Below are 20,523 nucleotides of genomic sequence, written 5' to 3'. Positions count from 1 at the left end.
ATTTTCCTCCTCTCATTTTCTATTGGCTAGAATAGTGTACCATAAAAAGTAAAAGTTTTCCACAGATATTTTTTAAAATCCACAATGTTCATAAAAGTTTTCCACAGGATGTGAATAAAAGCTAGAACCTGTGTAGATTCTAGCTTTCTTTGTCTTTTTAATTGTGGAAAAAAGTGTTTATGAAAATATTCTATAAACAGGCTTATTTTAAATTGTTGATAATTCGCTCAAATTCTTCAAGGCTATTAAAGCTGATTCGAATTTCTCCATTGCCATTTTTTTTCTGAAGAATTTTTGTGGAGGTTCCTAGAAGTTGATTGAGAATGTTTTCTTGTTCTTTTAGAAATTGATTTTTTGGTTGTGTCTTTATTTTTTTCTTCTTGGATAGAATTTTTTCAAGAGCCCGCACACTTAGATCTTTTTCGATGATTTCCTGAACCCAAGTAGCTTGCTTTACTTCTGAAAATGCAACTAACTGACGCGCGTGGCCTTGCGAAATTTTTCCTTCTTTTATTGCTTGCTGTGTTTCTTTAGAAAGATTTAATAAACGTAGTAAGTTACTGATATAAGGTCTTGATTTTCCCATGATTTGAGCAATTTCATCATGCTTCAATCCCTTGCTGAGTAGTTTTTGATAGGATGTTGCTTCTTCGATAGGATTTAAATCTGAACGCTGTAAATTTTCAATGATTGCTTGATAGAGCAAATCATCATCACTCAATTCTTTGACGATAGCGGGAATTGCTGTTAATCCAGCTAATTGACTAGCTCTCCATCTTCTCTCACCTGCTAATAGTTCATAACCAATAATGGACGACTTTCTTACAATGATTGGTTGGATCAATCCGTTTTCTTTTATAGACTGAGCTAATTCTTCTAGCTTATTTTGGTCAAAATGTATTCTTGGTTGGTAAGGATTTGGCTGGATATCTGAAATATTGATAGTACGTAGTTCTTCCATAATGTTCATTTTAGCAAAAAAAAACAGACTTTACAATCATGTAAAGTCTAGTTTAGATACTACTATTATTGAAGTTGTTCGGTAGAGTGTGTCAACTTGATGTCAACAGTTTCTTTCTTATTGTTTCTATAATAGGTGATGCTAATGGTATCTCCGACCTGATGCTTATAAAGTGCACTTTGTAAATCACTCTTATTTTCGATGACATCTCCGTCAATTTCAGTAATAACATCATAGGTTTCAAATTTTCCATCTGCTGGTAGGCCTGCTTGTGTAGAAACAACGATAACACCAGATGTTAATTCAGTATTGGAAAGTCCTGCTTTTTCAAGTTGAATAGTTGACAAATCTGTCAAGTTAACCATGTGAACACCCAGAGCAGGTCGACTGACCTTACCATCTGTTTCTAGTTGATTGATAATGGTCACCGCATCGTTGGAAGGAATTGCAAATCCCATACCTTCAACTGTAACACCAGAACTAGTCAAAGAACTGGAGGAAATTTTGCTAGAAGTAATTCCAATCACTTGACCTTGAATATTGATGAGTGGTCCACCAGAGTTACCTGGGTTAATAGCTGTATCTGTTTGAATAGCATTGGTTGAAATGGTTTGCCCATCTTCAGACTGAGAGGTGACAGTACGACTGAGGCTAGAAATAATTCCTTGTGTGACAGTATTTGCATAGACACTACCCAGTGGGCTACCGATTGCAATAGCTGTTTCACCAACCTTAATGGTGTCTGAGTCCGCAAATTCAGCTACTGCTGTCACCTTGTCTGCAGTTATTTTGATAACAGCTATGTCAGAGTAGGTGTCAGCACCCACTAATTCCCCTGCCACTTTCTCTCCAGAAGCAAGAAGGATATCAATTTTTTCAGCATTATTGATTACGTGGGTATTGGTTACGATATAGGCATTATTACCATCTTTCTTATATATAACCCCAGATCCCTCACCAGCTACTGCTAATTCGTCGGAACTAGCAATATTTCCAAAAATCGCACTCAGGCTATTACTTGCTGCAGTTTGATAGTTAATGACGGAAACAACAGCATTTTGTACTTTTTCAACAGCTTTGGTTGTCGATGTTTCATTATCATATTGGACATTGCTAACACTGGTAATGGCAGAGCTAGCTTGCTGAACTTGTGGTTGAAAGATGGATGCTGTCAATGCACCGGCTAATCCGCCCACGAAGCCCACTACAAATAGAATGGTGAATTTCAAATATTTTTTCATATAGAGGATCCTTTTCCTTTCTTACATTTTCCTTAAGATTACTCTTACTTTCTTAATTATAGCTTAAAGTTTTCAAAAATCAATCCACAACCTGTGGATAACTATGTGAATAATGTGAATTTGCTTTGAAATTCTGAGATTTTTTCGGATTATCTACTAGCAGAAACCTGTGGATATGTTACAATATTTTTATGAAAATAAAATTGATAACCGTTGGAAAATTGAAAGAAAAATACCTTAAAGATGGTATTGCCGAATATAGTAAACGTTTAGGTCGTTTTACAAAGTTGGAACTGATTGAACTGGCTGACGAGAAGACGCCAGATAAGGCTAGTCAGGCAGAAAATGAGCAGATATTGAAAAAGGAAGCTGAGCGAATTATGGCTAAAATTGGTGAACGTGATTATGTCATTGCCTTAGCTATTGAAGGAAAGCAGTTTCCCTCTGAAGAATTTAGCAAGAAACTAGCTGACATTACAGTGAGTGGCTATTCTGATATTACTTTTATTATCGGTGGCAGTCTTGGCTTGGATCCACAAGTGAAAAAAAGAGCCAATTTACTGATGAGTTTTGGACAATTGACCCTCCCTCACCAACTAATGAAGTTGGTTCTTATCGAGCAAATTTATCGCGCCTTTATGATTCAACAAGGCAGTCCCTACCATAAATAGTTTCACGTGAAACAAGGAGTTAGCATGAAGCAGAAAGATTATCGTGTTTTTGAAGGCTTGCGGGTAGCTTGTTGCTTGACCTTTATTAGTGGTTATCTCAATGCCTTTACCTACGTGACCCAAGGTGGTCGTTTTGCTGGTGTACAATCTGGCAATGTGATTTCTCTTGCCTATTATATGGCCAAGGGGGATTTTGTTCAGGTAGCAAACTTTTGTATTCCAATTCTATTTTTTGTATTTGGTCAATTTTTCACTTATTTAGCTAGAAGGTATTTTGAAAAACAATCTTGGTCCTGGCACTTTGGTAGTAGCTTGATCATGCTGATTTGCATTCTTTTGACAATTTTTTTATCTCCTTTTATGCCTGCTTCTTTCACCATCGCTAGTTTGGCTTTTGTAGCCTCTATTCAGGTAGAAACTTTTAGAAGGTTGAGAGGTGCTCCCTATGCCAATGTCATGATGACTGGAAATGTAAAGAATGCAGCTTATCTCTGGTTTAAAGGCATGATTGAACGGGATGCAGAGCTGAAAAAGACAGGAAGAAATATTTTACTTACGATTATTGGTTTTATGCTTGGTGTTATAAGTGCAACGCAGCTATCCTTTCAGTTTAAAGAGTATGCTTTAATCGGTATTCTCTTACCAGTCCTCTATATCAACTATCAATTATGGCAAGAAAAAAGACCTATCCTAAGATAGATCAATATGATTCCAGCAGGATTCGAACCTGCGACCGTTCGCTTAGAAGGCGAATGCTCTATCCAGCTGAGCTATGGAACCTTAACTACTTAATTGTACATTAAACGATTAACTCTGTCAATAGTACAAAAAGTTTTAAAAAAACTATTGACAAAAAATTATCGGTGTATTATACTAATTATTGTTCTGAAAAAATGGTCCGTTGGTCAAGGGGTTAAGACACCGCCTTTTCACGGCGGTAACACGGGTTCGAATCCCGTACGGACTATTCTTTCCGCCATAGCTCAGTCGGTAGAGCGCATGACTGTTAATCATGATGTCACAGGTTCGAGCCCTGTTGGCGGAGTAAATAAAGACTAGGAAACCTTGAGAAATCAAGGTTCTATTTTTAAAAATTAAAAAGAAAACATCTCAGTAATTCATTCATACTGAGATGTTTTTGTTGTACTTATGTCTAAAAATTTGGTAGCTAGTAAAAAGAATGAGAGCGCATATAGAAATAATTAGACCTAGGTAAAATCCTTGAGGTGTAAAGGTAAGAATTACTTGTGATTGCCCAGGCTTGACATCAACTTTCATAAAACCACTTTGCGCTTTTTGAATACTTACTGGTTCTCCATCAATTGTTGCAGACCATCCTTTATCGTAGGGTAGGGTTAAAAGAAGCGAAGCTTCATTTTCTGTTTCAAAGTCAATAGTGACCGTGTTTCCTTCGGTTTTGGTTGCGACTTTCTTTTCTTTTAGAATAGAAGCAGCTTCTTTGAAAGCAAGTAAGTCGATACGATAAAACTGTGGTTTATCGAAGGAAACTTGATTATTTTCAGGGAAGTGAATGTCAACCTTTACTACCTGTTCTTCAGGGAAATCACCAACATTAAAGAATGAAAAAGCATTATCTAATGTAAACTCAGTTGACTGATTATTGACAGAGATGACAACTTTCTTATGGTTCTCATTTGAGAACGTTATTTTTGGTAAATTAAGATAGACTTGACTATTTGCAGGCACTGTTAATGTATAACTAACTTTAGCACTCGTTTCCTCATTTACTTTATTAACAGTGATACGATTTCCTAATTCAGTCGCATATTGAGATGAAGTGATTGGAATGCTGTAGTAATATTTATGGTTTACACCAGATAGCTGATTGAGGAAATTTGTTTGATTATCAAGTGTGAGGTTTGTAAACTTTACATCCTTGTAAACTTGATTGGTGAGAATAGCCAGACCTTGATTAAAACTATTTTCATACAAGTTCATTTTATCACTACTTTGATAAAGTGAAAAACCAAATTTATTTGGATCAAGAGTTGCTAGATTGTATTTTATGCCAAATAGACTATCAGCAATGATGGTATTATTTTGATAGCGGAGGTTAAGATTGGTCCCATCTGAACGAAAACCTAATTTATCAAGGACAGAGCTAGAAGCTCTATTGCGAATAGAAGAGAATTGAGAAATACCATTGTAGTTGTACTTCATACTATCATTGCCTGTTTGAGGTAACAATCTTTCAGTCCTATAGAAAGCAGTATTATCAGACTTTGCTGACTTGACAAGCTTGTCAATATCTGTCAATTTTTCTTCATAGTTTGAACGACTTGGAAAATGCCATTCCTCAGATAATCCCTGTACTTGATAGTGAGTATGAATACCGATTTCAAATAAGCCAAAGAATAGAAAAATAGTAGCAATCCATTTAGCAGATAGCTTTCGATGCAAAAGGAGCCAAAATAGGACAATGTAAAGAATTAGAAATTCAACTGTCAATAGAAAGTTTACATCTTGTAAGAATTCATAGTTCTGCTTAAATAGATAAGTTAGTAGAAAACCTAGTAATATAACCGAGATGCTTCCATAGAGGCTTTTAATAGAAACTTGCTTTAATCGTATAATTGTTTCTGCAGCTAGGTAGATAAGGATGGTCGATAAGACCCATGCATAGCGGTATAGAAACATGTTAGGAGCATGCATTCCCTGCCAGAATAGATTGAGAGGCTGTAAATAGAAACTGGCTAAGATGGTTATTAGCAACAATCCATAGGACAACTTAACCTGCCATCTTATGTCTTTCAAAGTAAAGAATAGGATAGTCAATAAAAGTGGCAGTAACCCTACATAAATCATGGGAATGGAACCAAATTTTGTTGTGTCAAAACTACCGACTAAATTCTTTGCAAAGAAATCCAAATACCAGGAGTCTTCCGTTTTTAGATTGACAATCTTTGTAAATGTTTCACCGTGCGTTTTCAAATCTAGATAAGTAGGAAGTAGCATAAACATACTAGTTAGTGCCGATAAAATTGACACAACTGTAAAGTTTATGAATATTTTTATCCTGTTTTTTTCTAACCAAGATAATTGAACAAGTGCCCACAGTGCTAGAAAAATGGCAGCCATATAGCCAAAGTAGTAGTTTTGAACAAACAAGCAAGTTAAGGCTATATAGTAAATAACCTGATTTTTTCCTTCTACCAATCGTTGTAAACCTAAAAGGATGATTGGAATAAGAATAAAGACATCTAGCCAGCTATTGATTTCTAATTGACTGGTAGAAAAGCTCATCAATGAGTAGGAAGTGGAAAGAAGAAGTGCCCAGGAAGGTTCAAGTTTTTTATGTATCCCTTTCAAGCTAAAATAGGTTGACAAACCTATCAATCCAAACTTGACAACAGTGACAAGATAGAGAGCATCTGGCATGGATTGCAAATCAAAGAAGAACACAATAGGTGATAGAAAGGAACCTAGATAGTAAGAAGATAAGGCATAGAAATTCAAGCCTAATCCACTTGTAAAGGTATAAAAAAGAGAACCATCACCGTGTAAAGTATTGCGTAACGTTTGATTAAAAATGACATATTGATGGAAGCCATCGCTAGCCAAAATGGTTGTATCACTTCCCCACCAAATGCCTTGAAAAGCTAGGACAAGGGAAATAATTCCTAGAGGAATCAAAAAAGATAGGAGGTAATAGGTAGATTTTTTTGTAAATATTTTTCTCATATATTTAAAAGAAAAGGCGAGTAAATCGCCTTTTTATTATGCTTTCCAAAGTTCTTGTACTTTTGCTTGTACTTCAGCATTTTCCAAGAATTCGTCATAGGTTTCGTCAATGCGGTCAATCACGCCATTTTTAGAGATAACAATGATGTGGTTTGCTAAAGTTTGAATAAATTCATGGTCATGGCTAGCAAAGATGATGGACTCTTTGAAGGCTTTCAAACCATCGTTTAGACTGGAAATAGATTCCAAGTCTAAGTGGTTGGTCGGGTCATCCAATACCAAGACATTTGATTTGAGGAGCATAAGTTTAGATAACATCACGCGCACCTTTTCGCCCCCTGACAAGACATTGACAGGTTTGTTCACTTCATCGCCAGAGAAGAGCATACGGCCCAAGAAACCACGCAAGAAGGTATTATCATCTTCTTCCTTGCTAGCAAATTGACGGAGCCAGTCTAGGATAGATTCGTTGGTGTCAAAATCACGGCTGTTGTCTTTTGGTAGGTAAGATTGACTGGTAGTGACACCCCACTTGACAGTACCTTCGTATTCGATATCTCCCATAAGAGCACGAATGAGAGCAGTTGTTTGGATGTCGTTTTGGCCAATGAGGGCCGTCTTATCACCTGGACGTAGGATAAAGCTGATATTGTCCAAAATGGTTTCACCGTCAATGACAACTTTTAAGTTCTCAACTGTCAAGAGGTCATTACCGATTTCACGTTCAGATTTGAAGTTGATAAATGGGTATTTACGGCTAGAAGGGATAATTTCTTCCAACTCAATTTTATCCAACATCTTTTTACGAGAGGTTGCTTGTTTAGACTTTGAGGCATTGGCAGAGAAGCGGGCAACGAATTCTTGTAATTCCTTGATTTTTTCTTCTGCTTTTGCGTTACGGTCTGCTTGCAAACGAGCAGCCAATTCACTTGATTGTTTCCAGAAGTCGTAGTTACCAACGAAAATCTTGATTTTACCGAAGTCAAGGTCGGCCATGTGGGTACATACTTTGTTGAGGAAGTGGCGGTCGTGGGATACAACGATAACTGTATTTTCAAAGTCAATCAGGAAATCTTCCAACCAGTTGATGGATTGAATGTCCAAACCGTTGGTCGGCTCGTCCAAGAGAAGCACATCAGGTTTACCAAAAAGGGCCTTGGCCAAGAGAACCTTGACCTTTTCACCGTTGGTCAATTCGCTCATGTTTTGGTAGTGAAGGTCTTCTGAAATATTAAGGTTTTGGAGCAATTGTGAAGCTTCACTTTCTGCTTCCCAGCCACCAAGTTCAGCAAATTCACCTTCTAATTCAGCAGCACGGACACCATCTTCATCAGAAAAATCTTCTTTCATGTAGATGGCATCTTTTTCTTTCATGATGCTGTAAAGTTGCTCATTTCCCATGATAACGACGTCAATCACGCGCTCATCTTCGTAGTCGAAATGGTTCTGACGAAGAACAGATAAACGCTCGTCTGGTCCAAGGGAGATATGACCTGTTGAAGGCTCAATGTCACCTGCAAGGATTTTCAAGAATGTAGATTTACCAGCACCGTTGGCACCAATTAAACCGTAGGTGTTTCCAGCTGTAAATTTAATATTGACATCATCAAATAATTTGCGGTCGCTAAAGCGAAGCGACACATCAGATACTGTAAGCATAGTTTCTCCTCTATTTCTGTCTATTAGTTTAATTGTACTAGAAAGAACTTGAATTTTCAATGAATTACATTGGAATTAAAATATCTTCATCGTAATGTTTATGGTCTTTTTGTAAGCTAAAACCACGTCCACGAACTTGACTGGCAGGCATAACAACCATAAAAGCAGCTTCATCGATTTCTAGTATAGCTGTTTCCAATTTTTGCATCTCTGGAATAGAGATGGTGGTCATCAACATACGCTTGTCAACACCTGTAAATCCCCCGACAACAGGAAACTCTGTTACACCACGATCTGCCACCTTTGTGATGTAGTCTTTGATTTGGCTAGATTTATGGGAAATAATCATGACATTTCGAGATGATTGGGTACCGGACATCATGCGGTTGACAATGTAAGTAATGGTCATGAGGGCAATAATCGAATGCATGACAGTATCTGGATCAAAAGCGATGAAACCAAGTCCAACGATAATGCCATCGATAATAGCCATTGTTACTCCTAGTGATAGGGGAGTGTATTTATGAATCAATTGAATAAGGATACCGGTACCACCGGTAGATGAGTTTCCACGAAAGACAAGTCCCAGTCCAAATCCAAGGATAATCCCACCAAAAATAGCAGCAAGTAAAGGATTATCTGTCAAGTTTGGTAAACCAGCTGTCAACTTGATGCAAAATGGATAAATTAAGGAGCCGTAAACGGTTTTGACAAAGACAGATTTTCCTAGAAAAATCCAACAAATAATGAGTAAGGGAATATTGCAGTAGAGGACAAACTCGGCAGGGTTCCAGCCTAGCAGGGCATTGAGAGCGATGGCTAGTCCTCCTACTCCTCCAGAAACGATATTATTTTCTAAAAATAGACTGTTAAAACCGATAGCCATAACGATGGAACCAAGGGTCACATAAGCAAAATCTTTAATCCGTTCTTTCATTATTTCTCCTTCTTTGATTTCATAGAATGCAATTTATATTATCCCTAAAATCTAGCTTATCGTCAAGGCTTGGAAGTATTGACTTTCTAATTTTTAAGAGGTATAATGGTATTCAATCAGAAGAGTAGGTAATCTTCCATTTTTAGAGAGCTTGTGGTTGCTGTGAACAGGTAATGGTGATTAGTGAATGGACTGATTTTACAAGGAATTCGAACCAATAAGGATTCGGCTAGCAGGCCTTATGTGCATTAAGATAGGAGCAGTTGCTCTTAAGTAAGGTGGCACCGTGTCCAAGACGCCCTTGCACAGTTTTTTCTGTGTGGGGCTTTTTCTATGAACTTTATCAGATGAGGTGAACTGATGACCAAACCAATTATTTTGACAGGAGATCGTCCAACAGGTAAACTCCATATCGGCCACTATGTTGGCTCTTTGAAAAATCGTGTCCTACTGCAAGATGCTGGACAGCACGAGCTTTTTGTATTTTTGGCTGACCAGCAAGCTCTGACAGACCATGCTAAAGAGCCACAAAAGATTATCGAGTCAGTTGGTAATGTGGCCCTAGACTATCTAGCAGCGGGTCTAGATCCAGCTAAGACAACTATTTTCATTCAAAGTCAAATTCCTGAATTAGCAGAATTGACAATGTACTACATGAACTTGGTATCTGTTGCTCGTTTGGAACGCAATCCGACAGTGAAGACGGAGATTGCTCAGAAGGGATTTGGCGAAGGAATTCCAGCAGGTTTCTTGGTTTATCCAGTTTCACAAGCTGCGGATATCACAGCCTTCAAGGCAAATTTTGTCCCTGTTGGAAATGACCAGAAACCCATGATTGAGCAGACCCGCGAAATCGTTCGTAGTTTCAACCATGCTTACCAAACCGATATTTTAGTGGAACCGGAAGGGATTTATCCTGAAAATGAGGCAGCAGGTCGCTTGCCAGGTTTGGATGGAAATGCTAAGATGTCTAAGTCGCTTGGAAATGGTATCTACCTAGCAGATGATATGGATACGCTCAAGAAGAAAGTCATGTCCATGTACACAGACCCAAACCATATCCGTGTAGAAGATCCAGGTCAGATTGAAGGAAACATGGTTTTCCATTATCTTGATGTTTTCGGACGTGAAGAAGATAAAGCTGAGATTGAGGCTATGAAGGAGCACTACCAGCGTGGTGGCTTGGGTGATGTGAAAACAAAACGCTATCTTCTTGATATCTTAGAACGTGAGTTGGGACCAATCCGAGAGCGTCGAATTGAATTTGCTAAGGACATGGGACAGGTCTATGCTATGTTAGAAGCAGGTAGCCAAAAAGCTCGCCAGGTCGCAGCAACAACTCTGGATCAAGTCAAGGATGCTATGGGAATTAACTATTTTAAATAAGGTTAACGATAAAAGAGCAATGTCTAAAAAACGTTGCTTTTTTCATTTGTTTTATAATAAAGTAAAAAACAAACGTTCGACTTTCTAAAAGAAAGTGGTAAAGAATTTTCTGAATTTTTATGATTACCTAATTTAATGCGAATAATATTTGACAAATGATTTCAAAATGTTATCATAAATAAAATAATTATAGCGATAGCTAGTAATAAAAAAGAAAAGAGGAAGAAAATGTCAAACTGGGACACTAAATTTTTGAAAAAAGGCTTTACCTTTGATGATGTATTACTCATTCCGGCTGAAAGTCATGTATTGCCACATGATATTGATTTAAAAACACAATTAGCACCTAACTTGACGTTAAATCTTCCGATTATTTCTGCGGCTATGGATACAGTAACGGATAGCAAAATGGCCATTGCTATGGCGCGTGCAGGTGGTTTGGGAGTTATCCATAAGAATATGTCTATTACAGAGCAGGCTGAAGAAGTTCGTAAGGTAAAACGTTCTGAAAATGGTGTCATTATTGATCCATTCTTCTTAACTCCAGAGCATACCATCGCTGAAGCTGAAAAGTTGATGGGCACTTATCGCATTTCAGGTGTGCCGATTGTAGAAACGATGGAAAACCGTAAGTTAGTTGGGATTATCACCAACCGCGATATGCGCTTTATCTCAGACTACTCACAACCAATTTCTACCAATATGACCAGTGACGGCTTGGTAACAGCGCCAGTTGGAACAGATTTAGCGACTGCTGAAGCTATTCTTCACAAACATCGTATTGAAAAATTGCCACTGATCGATGAAAATGGTCGTTTGTCAGGTTTGATTACTATCAAGGATATTGAAAAAGTGATTGAGTTCCCAAATGCTGCCAAGGATGAATTTGGTCGTCTTTTGGTTGCGGGTGCTGTGGGCGTTACTTCTGATACCTTTGAACGTGCTGAAGCTCTCTTTGAAGCAGGTGCAGATGCGATTGTCATCGATACAGCTCATGGTCATTCAGCTGGTGTTTTGCGTAAGATCAAAGAAATCCGCGAACACTTCCCAACTCGTACCTTGATTGCCGGCAACATTGCCACAGCTGAAGGTGCACGTGCCCTTTATGAGGCTGGTGTTGATGTTGTCAAGGTCGGTATTGGTCCAGGTTCAATCTGTACCACTCGCGTTATCGCAGGTGTCGGCGTACCGCAAGTGACAGCTATTTACGATGCGGCAGGTGTTGCTCGTGAATATGGTAAAACCATCATTGCTGATGGTGGTATCAAGTATTCAGGTGACATTGTCAAGGCTCTTGCAGCTGGTGGTCATGCTGTCATGCTTGGCTCTATGTTCGCTGGAACGGATGAAGCACCAGGTGAAACAGAAATCTTCCAAGGTCGTAAGTTCAAGACCTATCGTGGCATGGGCTCTATTGCAGCCATGAAACAAGGTTCAAAAGACCGTTACTTCCAAGCATCTGTCAATGAAGCCAACAAGCTTGTTCCAGAAGGAATTGAAGGACGTGTGGCCTATAAAGGATCTGTTGCAGATATGATTTTCCAAATGGTTGGCGGACTTCGCTCAGGTATGGGCTATGTAGGTGCGGGTAATTTGACTGAATTACATGAAAATGCTCAATTCATCGAAATGTCGGGTGCTGGTTTGAAAGAAAGCCACCCACACGATGTTCAAATTACAAATGAAGCTCCAAACTATTCAGTACAATAAGAATAAGACCCTGATTGACAGGGTCTTTACTGTTTTGTAAACGTAGTTGACAAAGTTGTAATTTTTTTAGTTCTATGTGAAGAGTTGAAACTACAATTGGAGCTAGGAAAAGCTAGTTTACGAAGTAATAAAAAAGTAACTGAATATAAAATCAGTTACTTGCTTTCAACGATAGTGCCAGACTGGATATGAAAGATTTTTAAACTATCTGGTAGCTTGTGTAAATGATCCAAAGATGTTGTAGTGATAAAGGTTTGAATAGCATCTGTAATGGTTTCTAGTAGTTTGATTTGTCGATTGTTATCTAGCTCACTCATAACATCGTCTAAAAGTAGAATTGGGTATTCTCTAGTGATTTCCTTCATCAGTTCGATTTCAGCAAGTTTGAGCGACAAAACAAGACTACGATGTTGTCCCTGGCTACCATAATGAGCATTCATACCATTTATGAAGAAGGCAATATCATCACGATGCGGACCAACACCTGTATTTTTTTTGAATAGGTCACGTTTACGGGATTTTTCTATTTCTGTCAATAATGTGTCAATTAAGTTGTCAGTATTTGTAAAGTGTATAGAAGATTGATATTCGATGGTTAATTTTTCTTTTTGATCAGAGATTTCCTGAACTTTTTTATTTCCAAATTCCTCTAGTTTTTTAAGGAAATCAAGCCTGTGTTGAATAACTCGACTGCCATATTCAGCAAGCTGTTGATCAAGTACAGATAGAAAGGTTTCATCAACCTTATCAGAGGATTTTAGGTAGGCATTGCGTTGCTTGAGAGTATGATTGTAGTTAGTCAAGTCAGCAAGATAGAGTGGCTTGATTTGCCCTAATTCGACATCAATGAACTTTCTTCTCAAAGCAGGGGCACCTTTAATCAGCTGTAAATCTTCAGGGGCGAAGAGAACAACATTCATGTGGCCAATATAGTTGGAAAGCTTGGCTTGTTTGAGATGGTTGACCTTGGTTATCCGTCCCTTTTCTGTCAACTGTATGTCAAGTGGAACTTTACCATTTGTCCGATGGAGTAAACCGGATATGGTCAATTCCTTTTCTTGAAATTGTAGTAAATCCTTGTCTGTTCGGGTACGGTGGCTGCGTGTCAAGGCTAAAAAATAGATAGCTTCTAAAATATTGGTTTTACCTTGGGCATTCTCACCCAAAAAGACATTAAGCCCCTTGTTGAACTCAATATCTTGTTGACTGTAATTGCGAAAGTGCCGTAATGCTAATGTTTCAAGCCACATGTTTACATACCAGGGAAACGAACAGGTTTTCTTTCAGTATTTTTAGTTACTTTTTTAGGAGTTTTTACCTGTTTCTTATTCTTTTTATTTTCTTGATTTAACTTTTTAACGATTGCAGCCACACGTTCTTTTTCAGCTTGTTCTTCTTGGTGTTGCTGTATTTCTTCTGCACTAGGTCCAACGATTGTGATACTAATGTTGTGGTCAGGTAGCGTGATAATATCACCGATGCGGATTTTTTTACCTCGTCTTTTTTCGTCTTCTCCGTTAAAAAGGATGGTATTTTCTTCAAGGAAACCTTTAATGGCCCCTCCTGAGTGTAGAATACCAGTTGTTTTTAGTAATGCTTGTAATGTGATGTAGTCATCAAATAATTTAAATTCCATAAGTCACCTCGTTACAGAATATTATATCACAGAAAAATGATATAATGGAAGGTACAATGTTTGAAAGAGGAAGAAGATGAAATTACAAGAAGGAATTGATTTGCATTTTATTGAAACAGATCAGTTTACTACAAATAGAATAAAAGTGCGTTTTGCAGCCGAGATGAATGAGGCGACGGTAGCAGGACGTGTGCTAGTTGCTAATATTCTGGAAATGGGCAACCAAGATTATCCAACGGCTCAGGCGATGCGTAGACGGTTGGCAGAGCTATACGGAGCACATTTCTCAACGTCTGTTGCTAAACGTGGTCGTGTACATCTAGTTGATTTGACCATTTCTTACGTCAATCCATGTTATTTGCCTAATAATGAAGATATTACCTTAGCAATTCTTGATTTTTTATATGCCTGCCTATTTCGTCCTCTCAAGCAAGGTCAGGGGTTTGATCAGAAAATCTTTGAAGTGGAGAAAAAGAATTTAATCAATTTTCTTGAGTCGGAGGTAGAAGATAATTTCTACCATGCTGATGTTGAATTGAATAGGTTATTTTATCAAGATGAGGCCTTACAAATTCCGCGGGTTAGTCGTCTAGACTTAGTTGAGCAAGAAACAGCAGAATCGGTATTTAAAATCTATCGGAATATGTTGCGGGTAGATAAGATTGACATCTTTGTCATTGGAACTGTCAATCAGGACTTGGTTCGAGAAAAATTGGAAACCTTCAAATTTACTTATAGAAAACCTAAGTTAGAATTAGAATATCAGCAGAATTATTCAAAGGTTACTCGCGAGAAGGTCGAACGCAAACAGGCAAGACAATCCATTTTAGAATTGGCTTATCATTTACAAGTCCTTTACAATGATGTAAACTACCCTGCCTTAGTTGTTTTTAATGGTTTACTCGGTGCCTTTTCACATTCTAAATTGTTTGTAAATATTCGTGAAAAGGAGAGTTTGGCCTATACAATCGGAAGTCAGGTGTCTATTTTTTCTGGAATGATGAAGGTTTATGCAGGCATCAGCCGTGGAGACCGTCTAAAGGTTATGAAACTGATTAGTAAGCAGATTCTTGATTTGAAGCGCGGAAAGTTTACAGAGGATGAATTAGAGTTGACAAAGAATATGCTTATTCACTCAGCAACCCTAGCTCAAGATAGACAGAATAACTTGATAGAACAGACCTACAACCAGATAAGTATGGGGGAACGTAATTTAACATGGTTAGAATGGATAGAAGCTGTAAAGTTGGTGTCAATTGAGGATATTGTTCGAGTGGGCAAGATGATAAATTTACAGGCTGTTTACTTTATGGAGGGAACAGAGGAATGAAACTAATCGAGAAAAAGTATCCGTATATGAAAGAACCTGTCTATCAGACACAACTTGACAACGGGTTGACAGTCATTCTCTTGCCTAAGACCGATTTTCATGAAACTTACGGAGTGATAACGACAAATTTTGGAGCTTTACACACCCATATTCTTTTTGAAGATGGTAGGTCTAGTAGCTATCCTGCTGGTATCGCACATTTCTTAGAGCATAAGTTGTTTGAAACGGAAGATGGAGAAGATGTCATGAATGAGTTTTCGAAATTTGGTGCAAGTGCCAATGCTTATACCAGTTTTAGACAGACCAGCTATCTATTTTCAACAACTCAGGATGTGTTACCGGCCCTATCTTTGTTACAATCATTTGTTCGTCAACCTTATTTTACAGATGAAAACGTGGCACGAGAACAAGGGATTATCGAGCAAGAAATCGAAATGTATCAAGATGATGTCGATTATCGATTGTTTACAGGAATTTTAGGGTCACTTTACCCTCAAACTCCCTTGGCTCATGATATTGCTGGTACGGTTGCTTCGATTGAGCAGATTACAGCAGATGATTTGTATGAGAATTTTGATCTGTTTTATCACCCGTCCAACATGAATTTATTCGTCATTGGTAACTTTGATTTAGATCAGGTATGGCAGCAGATTTCAAGCTATCAGGCAGCGCAACTTGATGAAAAACTGCCTAGGTTTGATATAAAGGCAATTGAAAAACTGCCTATTCTTCAGCACCGTATGGAAGAGTTTGAAGTATCTACTCCAAAATTAGCAGTTGGTTTACGGGGAAATGATGAATTTGAACCTGCTGAAATGCAGCAGTATCGCCTGTGCTTACAGCTTTTGTTTGCCATGTTGTTCGGTTGGACTTCTAAACGCTATCAGAACCTGTATGAACAGGGGAAAATTGATTCCTCATTCCAGTTTCAACTAGAAGTTACTCCAGACTATCATTATTTGGTTATTTCTGGTGATACGCAGGAGCCTATTACCTTGTCGAGTATGCTGATGAGGGCTGTTCGCAATTTTGAACGAGATGAGGATATCAATGATGAGCATTTGCAACTGCTGAAGAATGAAATGTATGGCGATTTTATCCGTAGCTTGAATTCCTTGGAATTTACAGCTAGTCACTTTGTGGCTCAGTATTCGGATGTTGAGAATATATTTGATTTGCCACAATTGGTGGAAGAAATAAATTTAGAGGATATTAGGGAGGCAGGCCGTCGTTTTATTGGTCAGTGTGACATGACTGATTTTACGATTATTCCCAAATAAAAGGACCTAACTCATCGAAATTTCCTTAGATTTTTGTTAGAATAGAGTATTGTATATTAGTGAATAGAGGGGAGAGTTAGTAGTGCGACAAAAGAGTATTGGTGAGGTACTTAGAGCAGCGCGTGAGTCACGAGGTTGGACCTTTGTTGATTTGCAGAGAATGACGAAAATCCATGCAAGGTATTTGCAAGCATTGGAGTACAATGATTTTGATTCTATTTCTGAAGATGAGGATGTTGATTACGTCTTAACGGTTTATGCAGATGCCTTAGAATTGGATGCGGATGTTCTGTTAGAAGCCTACGATAGCAATAGTTTGATAAAGTATCGTGAAGAAGGTGAGGAGGAAATCTTAGCGGCAGAATTGAAAAGAAGCTATCGGGTAAAAAAGAAAGATCATAAATCCTTTCTTCCCTTGATTTATCTCTTGCTTGCTTCAGCTTTCATCATTATTTTTGTGACCTACATTGCATATAGCCGCATGCAAAATCAAGTGTTGCCTGCTTCGGAAACTTCCTACTCTGTTGTTGGGCAAACTGCTACAAGTACGTCTTCTGAAACAAGCACACCAGAGCAGTCCACAACTTCGTCAAGTAGCATTTCTGCTAAGAATATTAGCATTTCAGGTAGTGGAGATTACATTGTAGCGACTGTTACAGAAACTGTTTATCCAGTAGAAGTTACCCTTTCGGTTAAAGATGCTACTAGCTGGATTAGTTTATCCGGAACAGAGTTGGCAGAGGGAGTGGTACTTTCTCCTGAAAATCCGACGGTTACGACTAGTCTGCCAGAAGGCACCAGCGAAGCCTATCTTGTTTTAGGTGTAGTGAAAGGGGTAGATATTACTATCGCCGGTCAACAATTGGATACGAAAGCATTAACGAGTGATACAGGTTCTATTGGACTAGTATTTGAATAAAAAGGAAACACAATGAAAAAAGAAAATATTCCAAACGCTTTGACAGTCGGACGGATTTTGATTATTCCAATCTTTATCCTTCTTCTTACTGTCTGGCAGTCAGCTATTAGCCATATTTTAGCGGCAGTCATTTTTGCCCTAGCAAGTATTACGGATTATCTGGATGGTTATTTGGCTCGTAAGTGGCAGGTAGTGACAAACTTTGGTAAGTTTGCAGATCCGATGGCTGATAAGATTTTGGTTATGTCTGCCTTCATTATGTTGGTGGAACTTGGTTTTGCTCCAGCATGGGTGGTAGCCATTATTATCTGTCGTGAATTGGCAGTGACAGGTCTTCGTTTGCTCTTGGTTGAAAATGGTGGAACAGTCTTGGCAGCAGCTATGCCAGGTAAAATTAAGACATTCTCCCAGATGTTTGCGGTGATTTTTCTGCTCTTGCATTGGAGTTTGTTGGGTCAGATTACGCTTTATATTGCACTTTTCTTTACCCTTTATTCAGGTTATGACTATTTCAAGGGTGCATCTTTCTTATTCAAAGATACGTTTAAGTGATGACAAATATTATTGAAGTAAAAAATCTTAAGTATAAATATAGTCAAGATGATGAGGATTATACCTTAAACGATGTTTCGTTTCACGTGAAACAGGGTGAATGGTTGTCCATCATCGGTCATAATGGTTCAGGGAAATCAACAACTGTTCGTTTGATTGATGGATTATTGGAAGCTGAGTCTGGAGATATTATCATTGATGGTGATGTCCTAACGGTTGATAATGTCTGGGATAAGCGTCGCCTGATTGGTATGGTATTTCAAAATCCAGACAATCAATTTGTAGGTGCTACAGTTGAAGATGATGTTGCTTTTGGTTTGGAAAACCAAGGAATAGCCTTGGAAGAGATGCGGAAACGGGTAGATGAAGCCTTGGAATTGGTTGGAATGGCTGATTTTAAAACCCGTGAGCCTGCTCGTTTATCTGGTGGTCAGAAGCAACGGGTAGCTATTGCTGGAGTGGTGGCCTTGCGTCCTAAAATTATCATTTTGGATGAGGCTACATCCATGCTGGATCCAGAAGGTCGTCTTGATTTGATTAAAATTGTTCAGGAGATTAAGGATCGGCATGGGATGACGGTTATCTCTATCACGCATGATTTAGATGAGGTGGCTTTAAGTGATCGTGTTATTGTGATGAAACGAGGTCAGGTTGAGTCAGTCAGCACTCCGACGGAGCTTTTTATGCGGGAGGATTTAGCAGACTTGGATTTAGATAAACCTTTCACGACAGAACTGGCTACATCTTTGCGTCAGGCTGGATTTGATTTACCGCTTCGCTATTTTACAGAGGAAGAATTAGAGGAAACTTTATGGGAATTGCTCTCCAAGAAGTAAGCTACACCTATCAAGCTGATACGCCTTTTGAGGGACGTGCGCTATTTGGTGTGGATTTGGAGATTGTTGACGGCTCTTATACGGCGCTTATTGGGCATACGGGTTCGGGGAAATCAACGATTTTACAACTCTTGAATGGATTAAATGTGCCGACAGAGGGAAGAGTGGTTATTGATGACTTTGTGATTACAGCGACGTCAGAAAATAAGGATATTAAGCAAGTAAGGAAGAAAGTTGGCCTTGTTTTCCAATTTCCTGAAAGCCAAGTCTTTGATGAAACAGTCTTAAAAGATGTTGCTTTTGGTCCGCAAAATTTTGGAGTTTCTCAGAAAGAGGCTGAGCAGATTGCTCGTGAAAAGCTGGCCTTGGTTGGAATTGATGAGAGCTTGTTTGAACGTAGTCCCTTTGAGTTATCAGGTGGTCAAATGCGTCGGGTAGCTATTGCCGGTATCCTAGCCATGGAGCCAAGCGTTTTGGTCTTGGATGAGCCAACAGCTGGTCTGGATCCTGCTGGTCGTCAAGAATTAATGTCTATTTTCAAGACCCTTCATATGTCTGGGATGACCATTGTTTTGGTCACTCATTTGATGGATGATGTGGCTAATTACGCTGATTTTGTTTATATTATGGAGAAAGGAAAGTTGATTGGTTCTGGTAAACCAACAGATATTTTTCAAGAGGTTGATTTTTTGGAGAGTATTCAACTGGGAGTGCCTAAGATTACAAAGTTTGCGGCTAATCTGGAGAGAAGAGGTTTTGTATTTGAACGTCTTCCGATTACGATCGAAGAATTTACAGGGATGGTGACGCATGGATAAATTGATTTTGGGTCGCTATATTCCAGGGAATTCCATTCTTCATCGCTTGGATCCGAGAAGTAAACTCTTAGCCATGTTTGGCTTTCTCTTAATGATTTTCTGGGCCAATAATCTGGTAACAAATGCGTTATTGATTGGTTTTGTATTAGGCTTGGTTGTTTTATCACGTATCCGTTTGTCTTTCTTTATCAATGGTTTAAAACCAATGATTGGGATTATTCTCTTTACAACCTTTTTCCAGGTTTTCTTTACACCCGGGGTGACAATTCTGTGGGAGTTTTGGATTTTTAAAGTATCTTCAGAGAGTTTGCAACAAGCAGGAATTATTTTTGTTCGCTTTGTTTTGATTATTTTCTTTTCAACCCTATTAACCCTGACGACAACACCGCTCAGTTTAGCAGATGGTATTGAATCAGGTCTGGCACCCTTAAAGCGATTTAAGGTTCCTGTGCATGAGATTGGACTGATGCTGTCTATGAGCCTGCGTTTTGTGCCTACTTTGATGGATGATACTACTCGTATTATGAATGCGCAGAGGGCGCGTGGAGTGGACTTTAATGAAGGTAATCTTATTCAGAAGGTAAAATCCCTTATTCCAATTTTAATTCCGTTATTTGCATCAAGCTTTAAAAGGGCTGATGCTCTGGCAACGGCAATGGAGGCGCGTGGGTATCAAGGTGGAGAAGGTCGGACCAAGTACCGTATTTTAGCTTGGAAGAAGATGGATAGCCTAGCTATTCTGATTATGATTGTCTTGGCAGGAACTCTATATTTATTTAAAAATTCTTAAAATAGTAAGCGTTTTACCAAATTGTAATATTTTTTTAAATAAAAAGTAATACAATGGTAGTAAGATAGGAATAGTTATGATAAATAGATAGAGGA

The 20,523-nt window shown here is 38.5% G+C and carries 18 protein-coding genes, 3 tRNA genes and 1 other annotated feature; of the genes, 13 read left to right on the top strand and 8 right to left on the bottom strand.

Features of this window, described 5'->3' with window-relative positions; all coding sequences use genetic code 11:
- Positions 1-202: 202 nt before the first annotated feature.
- Positions 203-961, bottom strand: coding sequence for a ParB/RepB/Spo0J family partition protein (locus PW252_RS11200; RefSeq protein ID WP_105124974.1), 759 nt, complete (start codon positions 959-961; stop codon positions 203-205).
- 65 nt (positions 962-1,026) lie between these two features.
- Complete coding sequence (locus tag PW252_RS11195) at positions 1,027-2,202, bottom strand: S1C family serine protease (protein ID WP_248049105.1); 1,176 nt, start codon at positions 2,200-2,202, stop codon at positions 1,027-1,029.
- A 191-nt stretch (positions 2,203-2,393) separates the two neighbouring features.
- On the opposite strand from PW252_RS11195, the gene rlmH reads away from it, so the two are divergent.
- On the top strand, positions 2,394-2,873 hold the full coding sequence (gene rlmH, locus PW252_RS11190; RefSeq protein ID WP_105118495.1) for a 23S rRNA (pseudouridine(1915)-N(3))-methyltransferase RlmH: 480 nt from the start codon (positions 2,394-2,396) through the stop codon (positions 2,871-2,873).
- Between the two features lie 24 nt (positions 2,874-2,897).
- On the top strand, positions 2,898-3,572 hold the full coding sequence (locus PW252_RS11185) for a YoaK family protein (protein WP_316716792.1): 675 nt from the start codon (positions 2,898-2,900) through the stop codon (positions 3,570-3,572).
- Positions 3,573-3,579: 7 nt separating this feature from the next.
- Here the strand turns inward: PW252_RS11185 and PW252_RS11180 are convergent.
- A tRNA-Arg gene (locus PW252_RS11180) sits at positions 3,580-3,653 on the bottom strand.
- A gap of 115 nt (positions 3,654-3,768) precedes the next feature.
- Here PW252_RS11180 and PW252_RS11175 point away from each other — a divergent pair.
- Together PW252_RS11175 and PW252_RS11170 are read left to right on the top strand one after the other, a co-directional pair.
- A tRNA-Glu gene (locus tag PW252_RS11175) sits at positions 3,769-3,840 on the top strand.
- A 5-nt stretch (positions 3,841-3,845) separates the two neighbouring features.
- Positions 3,846-3,918: transfer RNA gene (locus PW252_RS11170), tRNA-Asn, on the top strand.
- Positions 3,919-3,995: 77 nt separating this feature from the next.
- Here PW252_RS11170 and PW252_RS11165 read toward each other — a convergent pair.
- From PW252_RS11165 to PW252_RS11155, 3 genes are all read right to left on the bottom strand, one after another.
- Positions 3,996-6,575 carry a YfhO family protein gene (locus PW252_RS11165; protein ID WP_248049109.1) on the bottom strand — a complete coding sequence of 860 codons (2,580 nt, stop codon included), beginning with the start codon at positions 6,573-6,575 and terminating at the stop codon, positions 3,996-3,998.
- 36 nt (positions 6,576-6,611) lie between these two features.
- Positions 6,612-8,234: an ABC-F family ATP-binding cassette domain-containing protein gene (locus PW252_RS11160; RefSeq protein ID WP_105124987.1), complete on the bottom strand. Its 1,623-nt coding sequence runs from the start codon at positions 8,232-8,234 to the stop codon at positions 6,612-6,614.
- 64 nt (positions 8,235-8,298) lie between these two features.
- Positions 8,299-9,171 carry a YitT family protein gene (locus PW252_RS11155; protein WP_248049111.1) on the bottom strand — a complete coding sequence of 291 codons (873 nt, stop codon included), beginning with the start codon at positions 9,169-9,171 and terminating at the stop codon, positions 8,299-8,301.
- Positions 9,172-9,273: 102 nt separating this feature from the next.
- Positions 9,274-9,477: a binding site (T-box leader), on the top strand.
- Positions 9,478-9,531: 54 nt separating this feature from the next.
- Here PW252_RS11155 and trpS point away from each other — a divergent pair.
- Together trpS and guaB are read left to right on the top strand one after the other, a co-directional pair.
- Positions 9,532-10,557 (top strand): tryptophan--tRNA ligase, encoded by a 1,026-nt coding sequence (trpS, locus tag PW252_RS11150; RefSeq protein ID WP_248049113.1) that lies wholly within the window; start codon positions 9,532-9,534, stop codon positions 10,555-10,557.
- Positions 10,558-10,785: 228 nt separating this feature from the next.
- Entirely contained in the window at positions 10,786-12,267 is a 1,482-nt protein-coding gene (guaB, locus tag PW252_RS11145) for an IMP dehydrogenase (RefSeq protein WP_099809805.1), read from the top strand.
- A gap of 155 nt (positions 12,268-12,422) precedes the next feature.
- On the opposite strand, the gene recF is transcribed toward guaB, so the two are convergent.
- Positions 12,423-13,517: a DNA replication/repair protein RecF gene (gene recF, locus PW252_RS11140; RefSeq protein WP_248049115.1), complete on the bottom strand. Its 1,095-nt coding sequence runs from the start codon at positions 13,515-13,517 to the stop codon at positions 12,423-12,425.
- Positions 13,518-13,519: 2 nt separating this feature from the next.
- Positions 13,520-13,903, bottom strand: coding sequence for a S4 domain-containing protein YaaA (yaaA, locus tag PW252_RS11135; protein WP_105118859.1), 384 nt, complete (start codon positions 13,901-13,903; stop codon positions 13,520-13,522).
- Positions 13,904-13,979: 76 nt separating this feature from the next.
- On the opposite strand from yaaA, the gene yfmF reads away from it, so the two are divergent.
- The 7 genes from yfmF (at position 13,980) to PW252_RS11100 (ending at position 20,428) form a co-directional block, all read left to right on the top strand.
- Positions 13,980-15,233, top strand: a complete 1,254-nt coding sequence (yfmF, locus tag PW252_RS11130) for an EF-P 5-aminopentanol modification-associated protein YfmF (protein WP_248049118.1) — start codon at positions 13,980-13,982, stop codon at positions 15,231-15,233.
- The gene (gene yfmH, locus PW252_RS11125) at positions 15,230-16,513 is read left to right on the top strand and encodes an EF-P 5-aminopentanol modification-associated protein YfmH (RefSeq protein ID WP_248049120.1); all 1,284 of its coding nucleotides are present in this window, start codon (positions 15,230-15,232) and stop codon (positions 16,511-16,513) included. The genes yfmF and yfmH overlap by 4 nt, the downstream gene beginning before the upstream one ends.
- Before the next feature lie 82 nt (positions 16,514-16,595).
- Positions 16,596-17,432, top strand: coding sequence for a helix-turn-helix domain-containing protein (locus tag PW252_RS11120; RefSeq protein WP_248049123.1), 837 nt, complete (start codon positions 16,596-16,598; stop codon positions 17,430-17,432).
- A gap of 12 nt (positions 17,433-17,444) precedes the next feature.
- Positions 17,445-17,984: a CDP-diacylglycerol--glycerol-3-phosphate 3-phosphatidyltransferase gene (gene pgsA, locus PW252_RS11115; RefSeq protein ID WP_105118855.1), complete on the top strand. Its 540-nt coding sequence runs from the start codon at positions 17,445-17,447 to the stop codon at positions 17,982-17,984.
- A complete protein-coding gene (locus PW252_RS11110) occupies positions 17,984-18,820 on the top strand; it encodes an energy-coupling factor ABC transporter ATP-binding protein (protein ID WP_172050550.1) in 837 nt (278 codons plus the stop codon). Before pgsA ends, PW252_RS11110 begins: the two co-directional genes overlap by 1 nt.
- Positions 18,796-19,638: an energy-coupling factor transporter ATPase gene (locus PW252_RS11105; protein WP_248049125.1), complete on the top strand. Its 843-nt coding sequence runs from the start codon at positions 18,796-18,798 to the stop codon at positions 19,636-19,638. The genes PW252_RS11110 and PW252_RS11105 overlap by 25 nt, the downstream gene beginning before the upstream one ends.
- Positions 19,631-20,428: an energy-coupling factor transporter transmembrane component T family protein gene (locus PW252_RS11100; RefSeq protein WP_248049127.1), complete on the top strand. Its 798-nt coding sequence runs from the start codon at positions 19,631-19,633 to the stop codon at positions 20,426-20,428. The genes PW252_RS11105 and PW252_RS11100 overlap by 8 nt, the downstream gene beginning before the upstream one ends.
- The last annotated feature ends 95 nt before the right edge of the window (positions 20,429-20,523 follow it).

The sequence above is a fragment of the Streptococcus sp. 29887 genome, assembly GCF_032595075.1.
GTDB lineage: Bacteria > Bacillota > Bacilli > Lactobacillales > Streptococcaceae > Streptococcus > Streptococcus iners.
The sequence above is the reverse complement of the archived record's forward strand: the minus strand, read 5'-3'. Positions and strand labels throughout refer to the sequence as shown.

What these genes read in the sequence shown, in the direction of transcription:
- PW252_RS11200 (WP_105124974.1), bottom strand. Translation starts at nt 961, where the DNA reads ATGGAAGAACTACGTACTATCAATATTTCAGATATCCAGCCAAATCCT.
- PW252_RS11195 (WP_248049105.1), bottom strand. Translation starts at nt 2,202, where the DNA reads ATGAAAAAATATTTGAAATTCACCATTCTATTTGTAGTGGGCTTCGTG.
- rlmH (WP_105118495.1), top strand. Translation starts at nt 2,394, where the DNA reads ATGAAAATAAAATTGATAACCGTTGGAAAATTGAAAGAAAAATACCTT.
- PW252_RS11185 (WP_316716792.1), top strand. Translation starts at nt 2,898, where the DNA reads ATGAAGCAGAAAGATTATCGTGTTTTTGAAGGCTTGCGGGTAGCTTGT.
- PW252_RS11165 (WP_248049109.1), bottom strand. Translation starts at nt 6,575, where the DNA reads ATGAGAAAAATATTTACAAAAAAATCTACCTATTACCTCCTATCTTTT.
- PW252_RS11160 (WP_105124987.1), bottom strand. Translation starts at nt 8,234, where the DNA reads ATGCTTACAGTATCTGATGTGTCGCTTCGCTTTAGCGACCGCAAATTA.
- PW252_RS11155 (WP_248049111.1), bottom strand. Translation starts at nt 9,171, where the DNA reads ATGAAAGAACGGATTAAAGATTTTGCTTATGTGACCCTTGGTTCCATC.
- trpS (WP_248049113.1), top strand. Translation starts at nt 9,532, where the DNA reads ATGACCAAACCAATTATTTTGACAGGAGATCGTCCAACAGGTAAACTC.
- guaB (WP_099809805.1), top strand. Translation starts at nt 10,786, where the DNA reads ATGTCAAACTGGGACACTAAATTTTTGAAAAAAGGCTTTACCTTTGAT.
- recF (WP_248049115.1), bottom strand. Translation starts at nt 13,517, where the DNA reads ATGTGGCTTGAAACATTAGCATTACGGCACTTTCGCAATTACAGTCAA.
- yaaA (WP_105118859.1), bottom strand. Translation starts at nt 13,903, where the DNA reads ATGGAATTTAAATTATTTGATGACTACATCACATTACAAGCATTACTA.
- yfmF (WP_248049118.1), top strand. Translation starts at nt 13,980, where the DNA reads ATGAAATTACAAGAAGGAATTGATTTGCATTTTATTGAAACAGATCAG.
- yfmH (WP_248049120.1), top strand. Translation starts at nt 15,230, where the DNA reads ATGAAACTAATCGAGAAAAAGTATCCGTATATGAAAGAACCTGTCTAT.
- pgsA (WP_105118855.1), top strand. Translation starts at nt 17,445, where the DNA reads ATGAAAAAAGAAAATATTCCAAACGCTTTGACAGTCGGACGGATTTTG.
- PW252_RS11110 (WP_172050550.1), top strand. Translation starts at nt 17,984, where the DNA reads ATGACAAATATTATTGAAGTAAAAAATCTTAAGTATAAATATAGTCAA.
- PW252_RS11105 (WP_248049125.1), top strand. Translation starts at nt 18,796, where the DNA reads ATGGGAATTGCTCTCCAAGAAGTAAGCTACACCTATCAAGCTGATACG.
- PW252_RS11100 (WP_248049127.1), top strand. Translation starts at nt 19,631, where the DNA reads ATGGATAAATTGATTTTGGGTCGCTATATTCCAGGGAATTCCATTCTT.